Genomic DNA, 13244 nt, shown 5'->3' with positions numbered 1-13244 from the left:
CGGTTTGACCTGGTAGCTCCTGAACGAGCACCGAGAAGAGGCCCCACACCGCAAGGTGTGGGGCCTCTTCGCTCGTTCGCGGGACTTTGCCGGCCCAACGGCTTTCTGCTCTGGTCTCAGAGCCTGCTGATCTGGCGGGTGTCCTGGCCTGCGTCCTGCGGCAGCCACGTCCACGGGCGGGCGTTCGGCCCGATCCCGACGGCCATCGGCGCACGGTCCGTCACCACCAGAGCGGGGGAGCCCATGGTCACGAAGGGCCGCTTCGGGGACAGGGCGCCCTTCGCGGTACGGAGCCGTGGCCGCCCGCCCAGATCCTGTTCGAGGAGGACGCGCCCGCCGACCGTGGAAGCCGCGCTCACCGGCCCGTATCCCGTTGCTGTGGTGTGTTCGCTGGACCCGTCCGTGTGGATCGATGTCACGAGCGGACTCGAAGGCTGCCGGTAGTACAACTGGATGCCGCCGTCGCTCACCGGAAGCGCGGTGACCGGCCCACCAGGTGTGGGAAGACGCACACCGTGGCCTCCGGTCGCGGGCGGGCGGAAGGTCACGTCCTGCTTCTTGGAGTCCTGCCCCCAGTGGTGGACCGTGTCACGGCCGGCAGCGAAGACATGCACCCGGCCGGCGCGATCGACGACGGCCGCCAGGCCGTCCTGGATCTCCTCGCCGCCCAGGCCACGCCAGCCGCTCCAGCCGCCGTCCAGGTCGCGTACACGGGTGCTGATCCGCTTGTCCGCGGTGCGTACGAATAGATGGACCCGGCCGTTCGCCGCGGTCACCGCGACCGGAACACCAATGCGCCGCCCGCGGTCATCGTTGTACTCCGGATTGCCAAGCCCCTGCCACGCGCGGAACTCGGCGCCGGGGGCACGCTCCTCCAGCAGCACTATCTCGCGCCGGTTCTCGGCGCCCCGCCCGCCGAGCGCCGAGAACCGCAACCCGAACAGCAACTGTCGGCCGTCCTTCAGCACCGCCGAGCCCAGCGCGGGGGCCAGCGGCCCGCCCCCGAGATCGTGGGGCGCGCCCCACTGGCCACTGCCCGGTACCGTCTCGCGCCAACGAACAGCACGCAGCCCGAGCACTCCGTAAGCGGCCAGCCGACCGGTTCGCCCCACGGTGGCGACCGGGCGCGCACCCAGATAGCGGTGATGGGTGGAGCGCACCCATCCCTTGCTGTTCCTCAGCGGACGGTCCCCGCTCACGCTGTAGTCGCCGCAACCGGCCGTGTTGCCGCACGGCCAGTCGGGGTCCCCGCCATAGGGGGCGAGGGCCTTGGCCTTCTCCTCCAGCACCTGTGGTGGCAGGTTCTTGGGCCAGTGCCGGTTGTAGTAGCCGCGGAACGCCTGGGCGACGAAACCGGGCACCCGCCCACCGTCCGCTGTGGCCTCCGCGACCCATCGCACCATCGCCGCCCAGCTGAAACAGGCGACGGCGGTGTGGTCCCCGTGGTCGGAGTAGCCGGGCTGCTCGCTGTCGTGCTTGCGGGTGCGCTCGTCACTGTGCTGGATGTCCGGATCGGGGTCGAGCGTCTGGATGACGGTGGGCCGGTACTGCTCCATCAGCCCGACGAGTACGTCGATCAGCCCCTGGTGCCCGTACGAGACGGTCTTGCGCAGGGGCGAGTCCTTGGCCACCACGGTCTGCACGCCGACGCCCCGGTCGCGCCACAGGCTGGGCAACGCCATCCAGCGGCGGCTGGTGTGCATCGGCAGGTTGAGGAAGACCAACTCGACGCGGCGGTTCCCGTTGGTGAGGGTGTTGATCTCGGCGAGTCGGTTGCCGCGGAGGGAGATGACGCCCTTGGTCCAGTCGCTGAACTTGTCGAGTCCGATGAGGGTCGCGTACGCCTGGCGCAGGCCCTGGTGCCGGGCGGACGAGTAGGCGGGGCGGTCCTCAGGGCCGTGGTCCTGCCGTCCGGGGATCTTGTTGAGGCCGGTGTGTTCCCCCGCGCTGACATACACGGACAGCAGTGGGACCCCGGCATCCAACAGCCGTTCGGTGTCGGGGTTCATGAAGTACAGATCGTCATCAGGGTGGGCGAGTATCTGCATCAACTGGGCACGGTTGGAGGTGGCTATGGCCATGCCGGGGGCGGAGTCGGCGGCGGGGACCGGCCGTGGGGGCGTCGGCACGGAGCAGCCGCTGAGGCTCTCGGCGGCTACTGCGGCCCCACCGAGCGCGGCAAGGATGCTGCGGCGCCGCAGGCCGGTCGTCTGCGTCCGGACATGCGTCATCTGGGCAGGGGTGAGTCCATCGTTCACTTGGGTGTGTGCTCCGTCCGCTTCCCCCCGCAGCGGGCCGGCGAAAGCCCCCGTCTGCGATGCAGTGGTGTGATCTGAGTGCGAACGGGCTGGTCAGGCCCGTTCGCGATCAACTAGACGGATTATCGACATGGAGGGTTGCTCGAACGGGCGCGTGATGGGACCCCTTGCGGTGATTTCCGCCTGATTCCGGCCAGGGGGGGAACCCGGGGCGGGTTGCCGATTTGGCCCCGGAGTCTGTTTCGTACGTTGCCATGGGAGGGGCCACCCAGAGGGAGGGACCCATGGCCTGGGAAGAGTGGACACAGGTCAGGGCCGAGGCGACGGCCTGGAAGTTCGCAGGAAGCCCGGCGCTGATTTCTGTTGCCCTGAGGTGTCTCACCGGACGGCGCGGCAGGCTGTTTGCGGTCTCGATCCGCCTGTTGTGGCATGGCCCTCATCGTGCGGCGCTCAGACGCGGCTCATCACTCCGCTGCCGGGCGAGGTGAGCCACCGGAAGTGGTCTACCAGCGGACCCACCGCCTCAGTCCCGCGCAGGACGACCCCCAACTCGATGTTGTCGGACAAGGCCCGGTCGGTGAGGTTGGCGCTACCGAGGAGTGCCGTGTGCCGGTCGGCGGCGATCAGCTTTGCGTGCAACACGCCTGTCCCCGCGCTATGGCGGTGCCAGACCCGGACTTCGTCGGGCAGGCGGGTGAATGCCGCCGACGCGCCCGTGGACTCCTCAAGCAGCAGATCGACGGTGACGCCACGGCCCACGGCCTTCCTGACCTCTTCTACGCCATCCACGACGCCGTGGGCGGCGAAGGTGGCGATGAGGAGAGAGGAGCGTGCCGAGCGGATGACTTCCAGCACCACTCCGCCGGTCAGTCGGGCCTGAGTGGCAGGTCCGATCGGCCCGCTGATCACCGGCTGGACCGGGGAGGGGCGGGGGATCGCCCGTACGGCGGCCACGGCCAACTCCAGTGCCGCACCGGTGAGCTCCGGGGCATCGGCGCGCCACGCCCGTGTGACCTCCACGAGCTGCCGTGCCAGTCCGGACGCGAACTGTGCGTTGGTGAACTGATCGAGCAGCGGGTCATCCGGCCCGTCCGACTGCCTGAGCACTTCTTGCCAGGCGGTGAGACGCTCCTCAGGCAGCCGGGAACAGACCGCGACCAGGATCTCGGGGAGCTGTGTAGCCGCGTTCTCCCTGCGTAGTTCACCCTGACTGCGCCGAGGCGGCGGAAGGCTGCTCATGGCAGAAAGGCTCCCCGGTCGCCCGCCAAGGTCTCCACGAGAAGTGCGCGATCGAGATAGTGGTTGCCGCGTTCGCACGAGGTCTCCGCCGCGAACAGGCAAGCGTGGCAAGCGGCCCCATGGAGCCGAGAGTGGATACGGGGATCGTGTTCGGCGCACATCGGATCGGAACTGCAGAGCCTGGCCTCCTCAAGAGCCTGTTCGATGACGGGGCCGAGCCGTTCACGGCGGCCCAGAGAGACGAGGCCGCCGAGAGTCCCCTCGCTGTCGGGGGCTGCGGTGTAGAGGAGGATGCCCGACATTGGGTCGGCCCCCGAGCGGGCGTAGACCCGCTCGGCGATGCCTGATGCCCCGTAACCGCATTCGAGGGCGAACTGGCGGATCAGGACGTGCGCGAGGGTGTGCAGGAGCACATAGCGGATACCGGGCCAGCGCGGTTCTACGTGACGGGCGTTGCACCAGTCACGGTGAGCCTGCTCCAGCCGCCGTGAGCGGGCGACGACTTCTGGCCGCTGCTCCCATCTTGCGAGTGGTTCTTCTTTGAGGGTGAGGAACACACCCTCGCCGCGGAGTTCGGCGCAGGGGACCCAGGTGGGTGAGTTCCGGCTGAGGGGTGCCGCCGAGGGAGGACGGTCCTCTTCGGCGGGTAGCCATTCCGGAGCTTCGATGCGGGTGAATCCGGTGAGGGCGGACACTTCGCGGAGCCGGTGGACGAGGATGACGCTTTCCAGCCAGGACGAGGTTCCCTCAGGCAGCCGCGGTTCACGGACGGTGGTGAAGTCGGGCAGTGAATGGTCGCGGGAGTGGGTGAAGGCACGCCATTCCGGGGTGGTCAGGTCGAAGTCCTCCTCCTCGTCCTCCTGGTCACCCGCGCGCGCCTGCACTTCTCGGGAGATGGCCGCCCAGACGGCGTCGGCGCCGTACTGCTCCAGTTCGGGCCAGCAGGTCTGGGTCGGCAGCAGCATCTTGGCGGCGTCGGCCGGGACGGCGGAGAGCAGGGAGAGGAGGTCCCAGTGCTCCCTGACGGCTTGGGCGAGGGGTTCCTCGGCACGGGGAATGCTGAAGACCCGCAACTGTGAGGCGAACCAACTGTTGGTGGCGCCGAGCACGATGGTGCGCGCGTGCTCCGTGCACGGGGGTGTGGCGAAGGTGCCGAGATGAGGGTGGTGTCCCCGGCAGGCGGGCAGATTCCGCTCCCCTGCCTGCCCGAGCGCGTCCGCCATGGAACGCACTTTGTTGCAGGCGCACTTAACGAAGACGTTGGCCGCCTCACCCGTGGTGCCCGACTCCGTGAGAGTGAGGGAGCAGCCGTCTTCGGAGGCACCCCCGCGGTGGACGAAGTAGTCCCAGGGGAAGTCGTCCATGTGCCCGGCCGGGCAGGCCACCAGAAATCGGGCCGGCAGTGCGGTGGGGCGATCCGGCCCGTCGGCGGCGCAGTTGGTGTGGACGTACCGCGTCTTCTCCGGGCGGTAGAGGTTCGGGCGGAGCTGGAAGAGGCCGCCGGTGGCCGGGGAGAGGATGTTGCAGCGCTCCCGCGAGCAGCGCAGCCAGCGGGGGAAGAGGCCCACCGGGACACCGGTTCTCGTCCAGTCGCCGTGAGGGTCGGCGAAGTCCTCCGGCAGATGGGGCGGGGTACGCAGGGCGGCGACCTGGCTGCCGAGTCGTCGCCGGACGGCGGCCAGGAGGCGGTCCTCGGACAGCGGTCTGGCCCGTGCCTGGTCCCAGTGGTCGAGTCCGAGGACCATGGTGGACAGGTTGGGCAGGTCAGTGACGGCGCCGATGCCGTAGGTGTGCAGAAGCTGGCTGGGGCGGAGTTCGCCGACCCGGAGCGGTTCGGTTGCTGCGGCGGTCATGTGGTCTCCCAGGGATCTGCACTGGTGTCCGGGTCGCTCGGTTCGGCCTGTTGGCGGGGTGCGTAAGCGGGTTCGTCGGCGGTGTCCGTGCCTGCGTCGCCGGTGAGGATCAGTCGGATCGGTGGTTCGACCTCGCGCAATGAGGTGGGGCAGGTCATGAGCTGCCAGCGGCCTTCGTCGGGCTCCAGGAGAAGGGGTGCCAGGTCGCCCTGCCGTCGTGCCCCGCGGTAGCCGAGGACGGCCCCCGGGGCCTTGCGCCTGCGCTCCCAGTAGTCGAGTCGCGCGGCGAGTTGGGCGCGGACCATGTCGACGACTCGACGGTCCTCGGTCACGTCCTGGGCGCGTAGTTCCAGGGAGCGGAGGGCGTGGCTGACCACTTCGCCGCGTCGGTCCACCCACTGGGCGCTGCGGTTGGCGTTGTAGTCGGGCTTGAGGTTCCGCACGAGGGAGGCGAGGACGCCCGTCAGGCCTCGTTCCACCGCCCGCTCCGCGAACGGTGTGACGGACAGGGCTTCCACGTGCTGGTAGACGGTGGCGTGGAAGGACTCGAAGGTCTCGTAGTGCGAGAGGTCGCGGGGGCGGGCCCAGTTGAGGATGGTGAAGACCAGGCCCGGGGCTCTGCGCCCTACGCGACTGGTGGCCTGGATGTACTCGGCGGTCGACTTGGGCTGGTTGTTGACGACCATGACACCGAGCCGGGACACGTCCACACCGACGGCGATCATGTTGGTCGCGAGCAGTACGTCGATGGGCCGGGGCGCGCCCTTGGGGCGACGGCGTTCGAAGGGGATGTCGAGCTTTTCGAGGATGTCGGGGATGGCGTCCGAGGCCATGCGGCTGGTCAGCTCGGCTGGCTCGCCGATGCGTCGGGTGGCGAGCCCTCTGCGGTCGGCCCGGGCGAGTCGTGTGGAGACGTCGTCTTCGACGAGTCGTCGCATCCCACCCAGATCGCGCAGGCTGTTGAAGTAGCCGACGAGGGTCATATACGGGTCGGTCAGCTCGCTCGATCCATAGGTCTCGTGGAGGTGCTGGGCGGCGGCGAGCTGGGCGACGAACACCCGGATGGCGACGGACTTCGTCCGTACGCCCTGGGCGCAGATGCCCACGTAGCGGCGGCCCGGGGTCGGCTTGGGAGATTGGTCGGTGGGTTTGTCCGTTGGCCTGCGTCGGGCGAAGAAGGTGTCGTCGGCGTTGAGCCCGGAGGGGGGGAAGACCGCCGTCCTACGGGCGAAGAGGTCGAGGATCTGCCGGTCGGCGCGGCGGACGGTGGCGGTGGACGCGATGACCTTGGGCCGCACGCTGTGGCCAGGTTCGGGCTCCCAGGTGGAGAGCCGGTCCACGGCGGTCTCGTACAGACCGGTGAGGGAGCCCAGGGGACCGGAGATCAGATGGAGCTCGTCCTGGACGATCAGGTCCGGGGGGCGGACACGGGTGACGTTGACCGTCGTCGCCGCTGGATGGTCTCCCGCGGCGGGATGGGTCGCGGACTCCCACTCGGCGTCCACGGCGGACGGAGTCACAAATCCGTGTCGGGTACAGCGCCGGGAGACCTGGCCGAACAGTGCTTGAGTGTCGCCCTTCCAGGGCAGTTGGGCGAATTTGTCGACGGTGGCGATGACCAGGCTGGGAGGCAGGCGGTAGATCTCCTCGTCGACCACGAGGACCGGCAGTCCCTGTTCATCGGCGGGGAGACCGAAGGCGCTGGTTCCGAAGGGGCATTCGTAGACGTCGGGGCAGACGATGAGCGTGCGGCGCAGTGTCCGGTCGACGCTGATGTCCCGGCCGGCTTCCATCTTGCTTCCGCACCAGGGGCAGCTGGTGAGCTGGTGCGGGGAGCCGGTACGGCCGAAGCTTCCGCGACCCCTGTCCTTCTTGCGGTCCTTGACCCAGTCGATGGCCTGTTCGGTGGTGTTGGGGGTGACCTTGCCGCCGACCCAGAGGCCGATCCGGAACGGGTTCTCCCCCCAGACAGTGGGGTTCTCCCGCCGGATCACCTCGCAGGCGCAGATCAGCGCGGCGGCTCGCTGGAACTGCTGGATCGTGAGCAGCCGCAGGGTGTAGCGCATGATCACGGCGACGCCGTGCTCCGCGTCGAGCCCGCCGAGGTCGGGTTTGCGCCGCCGTATGGCGAGGGTGAACGCGGTCAGGCCGAGGTACGCCTCGGTTTTGCCGCCACCGGTCGGGAACCACAGCAGGTCGGCGAGCGCGGTCTTGTCGTCCGCCCGCTCATGGTGGCTGGGGTCGGCGAGTGAGGGCAGGTTGAGCAGGAGGAATGCCAACTGGAAGGGGCGCCAGCTGCGATTGCGTGGTTGGTCGGCCTGCGTTACGGCGTCGGCGAGTGAGAGGTCCAGGTTTCGTCGTCTGTCGGACGCGGCGAGGGTGTGGACCCGCTGGTGCCACATGGCGCGGTTGGCGAAGCGGAATGCTTCCAGGGCTGCTTCGTCGTCCCGTAGGAGGTCGATGCCCGCTTGGATGCGGCCGGCGGCCAGCCGGGCGCGGCGGAGGTTCTCCAGGGCTTCGGCGCGGTACTCGTCGAGGCATTCGGCGGGATCGTCGACCGACGCCGTCAGCCGTTCGATCCAGGCGCGGTAGCCGTCGACCAGGGGGAGCAGCGCTTGGCGGAGCGGGCCGGAGCCGAGGGTACTCAGGGCCTGCATGTCGGTGACCAGGTCGAGGAGCTCGGGGAGGTCCGCGTCGAGTTCGTTGCGCTGTGGGTCGGGGACGTCCGTCTGCGGGATCTCGTAGCTGGGGGCGGTGGCGGTGGACACTCGGACGGCCCGCCGGGCGTCGGTCGGGTCCGTCTCGGCGTGGACGCCCGTGCCGTGGCCGACCGCGAATTCGGGGAAGAAGCGGTAGGTCATGGCGAGGGAGCGCCGCTCGGCCCGTTCGGTGGGGTCGCCCCCGGCGGCCGTGGTGGATCGGCGCGGCAGGAAGGGGGCGGTGCCGGGCGCTCCGGTCGCCGTGAGTGAGGCCTGGAACATCCAGTGCCCGGAACCCGGCTTGTTCTCCTGGCCGTTGACGAGGAACAGGGAGACCAGCCAGGACCCTTCGTGGCGGCGGGCCCGGCCGCGGACGACAATGTGCGGGAAGTCGCGGGCGTGTACCGGCTGGGCGGCGATGCGCCCGTCCGAGAGCTTCACGGTGACGGTGCCGGAGCAGGGCACCCGGTGGTAGACGCGCTTGGGGTTGCCCTCGATCTCTGAGTCACCCAGCTCATACCGCGCCCAGGCGCAGTCCACGGTCAGTTCGTCGGTGTCGGCGTCGACCCGGACGGTGAGTCCGAGGGCGGACGGGTGCAGGCTCGGTACGTTCGGAGCGGAGGGCTCGGGATCACCGGACTCGGTCTCCGTCTCGGTCGGGACGCCGGTCTCCTCCATCGTCTCGGGCGGGACCTCCTTGCCGACGGTACGCAGTCCCGAACCGTCTTCGTCCTTCATGCCGCCTGGGGCCAGCCGCCCGATGATGTAGTGGTCCAGCGGGTTGCCCGGTAGCTCCTCCGGTTCGTCTCCCGTGGGGCCCAGGAGGTCGCGGACGACCAACTCGGCGAGCCGGTCGCGCAGGCCCTGGGGCGTGGGTGCGGTGAGGACCGGGTCGGCGGGGCCCACGGCCGGGCCGCTGGAGGAGAGAGGCTGCTGGGTCACGTCGTTAGCGTAGGCGGGGGCGCTGACAATCGGCAGGTGCTTCCGTCCGGAAAGTGATCACTTGGGTTTCTCGCCGTTGCCGGTCTCGTTACTCTGCGCGCTGCGACGGGTATCGGAACACTCATGCGGCGAACGCGAGCGAGGGGCAGGACTGTTGTCCCCTCGCCCGCGTGGGACTGGCAAAGGTGATGCGGGGCGTATGACGGACAGCAGAACCGGGGGCATCCCGCACCAGCACATCGGCGATCCAGCCGGTCCCGCTGTCCCGCATTCACCAGTGCCGATGACGTCGGCGGGCCCGATCGGGAACGGCGTTCACCTCGGAGACAACGGCCATCGGGGCGATTTCGGCGAGCAGTTCGTTCGTATGCTCGCCGCCGCCGCCAACCTGGACGCGGCCCGTCGCGAACGTGACCGAGTCGGTGTGGACTGGCAGCTGGGGCATCCCGGCAGATCGGGAACACGCCGATATCCGGCCATTGAGGCGCAAGTCAAATGCACATCACCCCCTTCGGGTGACGACGGTGACATTCACTATCCGCTCAAGGTCAAGAACTACAACTGGCTGGCCGGGCGGGAGTATCAGGTCCCTCGTTTCCTCTTTCTCGTACTCGCCCCGTCTGACGCGTCGACCTGGACCGACGCCACCCATGACCGGCTGTTGTTGAAGCACGCGGCCTACTGGGTCTGTCTGCACGATCTGGACCCTCTGATGGACCGACCCGCCACGAGTACCCGCACGGTGCTCGTTCCCCGTGCCAATCTGCTAACCGTCGGTTCCCTGCACCGTCTCTTCGATGAGGACTACCGGGACATGCTGGTGGCGTCATGACCGTGATCACGGACGCGGAGTTTGCCGAGGCCTCGGGCCTGGCTCCCGATGCCGTGCAGCGCTATCTGCGCGGACGGGGCTGGTCACCGGCGCGTGGGTACACCGGTGGTGAGCTGTGGGAACTGGCCGACACGGAACAGGCAAGCCGGCCGTATGAGGTGCTGGTGCCGCTGCGCAGGCACTTCCGCGACTACGCGGGCCGGGTCAGCGACATCCTGGAGACCCTCGCTGTCGTCGAGGCCCGCAGGCCCGGTGACATCCTGCGCGAGATGCGGCTACCGCCGGTGGACTGGCAGTTTCTACGCCTCTTCCCACCGGGCCCTTCCGGTACCGCCCCGCTGTTGGACCTGGTGTCCGCGTTGACCGGCCTCAAGGAGCTGCACACCGCCGCCGCGGCCTCGGCGCTGACCCCACGCGCGGTGCAGCCCGCGCAGAAGCCCCAGGCGGTGAAGGATCATGTGGCGGCGGTGCGGCTCGATCAGTCGAGGGTCGGCAGCTATGTGATCACCGCACATACGCCGTTGCCCGGTCTGGACGATCCGGGCGAGCAGACGCCCGCTCCGGGCATGCTCGACTTTCCCGAACAGCTCACCCTGCTGCGACGCGGCCCGTCCGAGCCGTTCCAGCGCCGTGTCTCCCGGATGCTGTACGCGGGTGTGGCCTGTGCACGGGACGCCGCCGCGGAGGCGGTGTCGGGGGGTTCACTCAACGGTTTTGAGCGCTATACCGGCGCGGGTCTGTCCGCCAATCTCTGCGAGGCCCTGGTGAGGATCGCGGGCGAGGAACGCAGGGGATTCTCCCTGTCTTACGCGTGGTCGCCGGAGATGCCGGTCGAGCAGCCCTCGCCGCCGGTGAGCATCGCCTCCGAACAGGTGGAAGCCCTGGAAGCGGGGGCGAAGGACCTGCGGGCCCGGCTCGGGCAGGAGTCCGGTGTCGTGTTGCGCGGGATGGTGATCAGACTGCGCCGGGATGTGGAACCGCCGGAGGCCACGGTCTATGGCTCTTTCGACCACGACGAATCCCGTCAGCGCAGGGTTCGGGTGGATCTTCATGCCGACCACCTCGACCGGGCGACGGCCGCCTTCCGCGACCGGCTGGAGGTCGCGGTCACGGGTGACACGGAGCCGAGCGGGTCAGGGGTGCGACTACGGCGCGTCAGTCATTTTTCGTTCGGGCAGGGATGACCTGAGGTAGTACGGCAGCGGTCGGCTGGGAGCGGCCCATGGGGCCCGGACGACGCGCTGAGATGGCGGAGCACATCAACTCCGGGTGGGACGGCCACGGGGAGTGACCGGCCCACCCGGGACGGTTACGCCTCGGTGAAGATCTCTTCGGCTGAGCTGGCGAGGACGGCGCGGGCGAGCCACTGGCGCAGGACTTCGGGGTCGGCGCACTCGGTGATGCGGGTGCGGGCCGCGTCGGGCAGCTCGATCTGCCGCAACTTCAGCACGAGCAGGATGTCTTCTGCCCGGCCTTCTGCCCGGCCTTCGTCCCGGATTTCCTCAGAGAGAGGCGACTTGTAGAAAGAAAGGTCCACAGCCACCAGGTTCCTCCACTGTTGTGCGGCCGGGCGCTTGCCCAGGCCTTGTGCGGTGAGCTCGACGATGGGGTCTGCGATGGTTTCCGGTGTGTCCCGCAATGCGGTGCATCGCCTCGTGGGGTGAGCTGACCATGTGCTTCCTACGGTTGTGGGTCGGGTGTATGGGTGGGGGCGCAGCCACGGCAGCGCCCTGGGGCCGGGGCGCGGAACGCCCGGTCGCAGTGATCGCAGTTCTGGAGAGGGTGCCGCTCGGGTGGCCCTTCGCCGGGTGGTCGGAAGGGCGGCGCTGGTGGAAGGCCTGCCGTGAGGCGGTGGGCCAGTAGTCCGGCTGGTCGGCGCAGACCCTCGGCGGGTAGGCCGGTGGTCAGTGCGTGGTGTACGGCTTCGGGGCTTGCCTCGTGTTCCAGCCAGGCCGCTACCCCTGGGACCAGTTGCTCGGTGTCCCGTGCGGAGAGGAGTAGGCGCGGGTCGGTGTGGTGCAGGCGTGCGAGGAGGTCCGTTGCTGTCCTGAGTAGCTCCCCGGTGGTGAACCCGGGCTGCGGTACGGACAGGGGTACGGGCTCGCGGCGCGGTGGGCGGGCTGCTGGGGGGCGCTCGGAAGGTGCCCGGTTGGCGGGTGTGGTGTGAGAGCCGTGGGTACGGGGTGGGGCTGGGCGAGTGCGGCCCGGCGAGGCTCGTTTGACGGCGGTGCCCGGTCGGTGGCGGGCTGCGGGCTGGTTGCAGGACACCGTCCGGGTGATGATCCGCCCGCCCGGTACCCGCTCCCGTACGCGTCGCAGATAGCCGACCGCTTCCAGTTCGCGCAGTGCTGCGGAGATCCGGGCCGCGCCTTCGGGGAAGCGGGCGGTGAGCGATTTGATGTCCACCCGGGCCCCGGTCGGCAGGGACTGGATGTGTACGCCCAGTCCGATCGCCAGCAGGGATAACTCGGAGTGCTGGGCGAGGTGGTTGCCGATGATGGTGAAGCGGCTGATGTGACGGGTGTTGTCGTGCGTCACACCGTACGGCTGGTGCTCGCGATCAGGGTGATCAATCGTGTCGTGCTGTGTCTCGGCATCCCCGGACGGGGTGGGCGAGGGCACGCTAAGGTTCTGCGTATCCATCGGGAAGGTGTCGACTTCCTTGGTGGTCAGGCCCTCGCATTGGGATTGCCGTCCCGGCGGGGGCCGTCGTATGTCTGCGGTTGTTGTGGCGAGCCTAGATCACTCAACCCTCGCCATTACCAGCCCTGTTGCTGAGGTTCACTCATGTGAGTGAGACTCCCCGAACGGCGAGAAGGGGGGTGGGGTTGGGTGTGGTTCTTTCTTCTCTTCTGTTCCTTGAAAGAGAGCACTCGTGTCACCGGAACCCGGTCGCCCGTGCTCCGGTGAGGGGCACTGATCCGGTCCGAGATTGAGCTCCGCCCACACTGTTTTGCGCGGCACCGGGCCCAGCTTTACGCCCCACCGGTCCGCGAACGCCTCGACGAGCAATAGCCCGCGCCCCGACTCGCTCTCGGGCTCCGGGGCCAGCGGGCTCGTACCGGGAATCCGGCCCGTATGGGTGTCGGTGACCTCGATACGGAGGGTGGGGCGGTCGCCGCCTGTGGTGTGCAGGCCGAGGAGGAAGTCACGACCGGCCACCCGGCCATGGGTGACGGCGTTTGCGGCGAGCTCGGCGACGATGTGCGCCGCTTTTTCGGCCACCTGCCCCGACAGGTCCCAGGAGCGCAGCCGCTCGGCGACGAGTCGGCGGGCGAGGCGGGCACCGCGAGGGGTGGGGGAGAGCACCACGGTGAAGCGGGCGGCGGGGGAGCCCAGTTGGGCAGTTCGCTGGTTCACATCACTCAGCGTCGCCGCCTCTGCCTACGCTGACCAGTGACGAAACGATTGCGTACGGTTA

Annotated in this window: 8 protein-coding genes and 1 pseudogene; 2 read left to right on the top strand and 7 right to left on the bottom strand. The window is 69.0% G+C overall.

The window, feature by feature from the left end:
* Nucleotides 1–116 precede the first annotated feature (116 nt).
* From ABZ348_RS25400 to drmA, 4 genes are all read right to left on the bottom strand, one after another.
* Nucleotides 117–2231, bottom strand: coding sequence for a PIG-L family deacetylase (locus ABZ348_RS25400; RefSeq protein ID WP_358936842.1), 2115 nt, complete (start codon nucleotides 2229–2231; stop codon nucleotides 117–119).
* A gap of 477 nt (nucleotides 2232–2708) precedes the next feature.
* Nucleotides 2709–3497, bottom strand: coding sequence for a DISARM system phospholipase D-like protein DrmC (gene drmC, locus ABZ348_RS25395; RefSeq protein WP_358936741.1), 789 nt, complete (start codon nucleotides 3495–3497; stop codon nucleotides 2709–2711).
* The gene (locus ABZ348_RS25390; RefSeq protein ID WP_358936739.1) at nucleotides 3494–5350 is read right to left on the bottom strand and encodes a DUF1998 domain-containing protein; all 1857 of its coding nucleotides are present in this window, start codon (nucleotides 5348–5350) and stop codon (nucleotides 3494–3496) included. The genes drmC and ABZ348_RS25390 overlap by 4 nt, the downstream gene beginning before the upstream one ends.
* The gene (gene drmA, locus ABZ348_RS25385) at nucleotides 5347–8991 is read right to left on the bottom strand and encodes a DISARM system helicase DrmA (RefSeq protein ID WP_358936737.1); all 3645 of its coding nucleotides are present in this window, start codon (nucleotides 8989–8991) and stop codon (nucleotides 5347–5349) included. The genes ABZ348_RS25390 and drmA overlap by 4 nt, the downstream gene beginning before the upstream one ends.
* Before the next feature lie 199 nt (nucleotides 8992–9190).
* Between drmA and ABZ348_RS25380 the strand changes: the two genes are divergently transcribed.
* A complete protein-coding gene (locus ABZ348_RS25380; RefSeq protein ID WP_358936735.1) occupies nucleotides 9191–9823 on the top strand; it encodes a DUF4365 domain-containing protein in 633 nt (210 codons plus the stop codon).
* Entirely contained in the window at nucleotides 9820–11007 is a 1188-nt protein-coding gene (locus ABZ348_RS25375; RefSeq protein WP_358936733.1) for a hypothetical protein, read from the top strand. The genes ABZ348_RS25380 and ABZ348_RS25375 overlap by 4 nt, the downstream gene beginning before the upstream one ends.
* 125 nt (nucleotides 11008–11132) lie before the next feature.
* Here the strand turns inward: ABZ348_RS25375 and ABZ348_RS25370 are convergent.
* The 3 genes and pseudogenes from ABZ348_RS25370 to ABZ348_RS25360 form a co-directional block, all read right to left on the bottom strand.
* Nucleotides 11133–11465 (bottom strand): annotated as a pseudogene (locus tag ABZ348_RS25370) (hypothetical protein); the annotation flags it as partial.
* Between the two features lie 38 nt (nucleotides 11466–11503).
* The gene (locus ABZ348_RS25365; protein ID WP_358936731.1) at nucleotides 11504–12466 is read right to left on the bottom strand and encodes a helix-turn-helix domain-containing protein; all 963 of its coding nucleotides are present in this window, start codon (nucleotides 12464–12466) and stop codon (nucleotides 11504–11506) included.
* 138 nt (nucleotides 12467–12604) lie between these two features.
* On the bottom strand, nucleotides 12605–13183 hold the full coding sequence (locus ABZ348_RS25360) for an ATP-binding protein (RefSeq protein ID WP_358936730.1): 579 nt from the start codon (nucleotides 13181–13183) through the stop codon (nucleotides 12605–12607).
* Between the last annotated feature and the right edge of the window lie 61 nt (nucleotides 13184–13244).

Source organism: Streptomyces sp. NPDC005963, assembly GCF_040638655.1.
Classification (GTDB): Bacteria; Actinomycetota; Actinomycetes; order Streptomycetales; family Streptomycetaceae; genus Streptomyces.
Note: the sequence above shows the minus strand (reverse complement) of the source record. Positions and strands in the feature narration are given on the sequence as shown.

Bases quoted from the DNA above. Each gene is read 5' to 3' on its own strand.
- ABZ348_RS25400 (WP_358936842.1), bottom strand. From the start codon at position 2,231: ATGACGCATGTCCGGACGCAGACGACCGGCCTGCGGCGCCGCAGCATC.
- drmC (WP_358936741.1), bottom strand. From the start codon at position 3,497: ATGAGCAGCCTTCCGCCGCCTCGGCGCAGTCAGGGTGAACTACGCAGG.
- ABZ348_RS25390 (WP_358936739.1), bottom strand. From the start codon at position 5,350: ATGACCGCCGCAGCAACCGAACCGCTCCGGGTCGGCGAACTCCGCCCC.
- ABZ348_RS25380 (WP_358936735.1), top strand. From the start codon at position 9,191: ATGACGGACAGCAGAACCGGGGGCATCCCGCACCAGCACATCGGCGAT.
- ABZ348_RS25375 (WP_358936733.1), top strand. From the start codon at position 9,820: ATGACCGTGATCACGGACGCGGAGTTTGCCGAGGCCTCGGGCCTGGCT.
- ABZ348_RS25365 (WP_358936731.1), bottom strand. From the start codon at position 12,466: ATGGATACGCAGAACCTTAGCGTGCCCTCGCCCACCCCGTCCGGGGAT.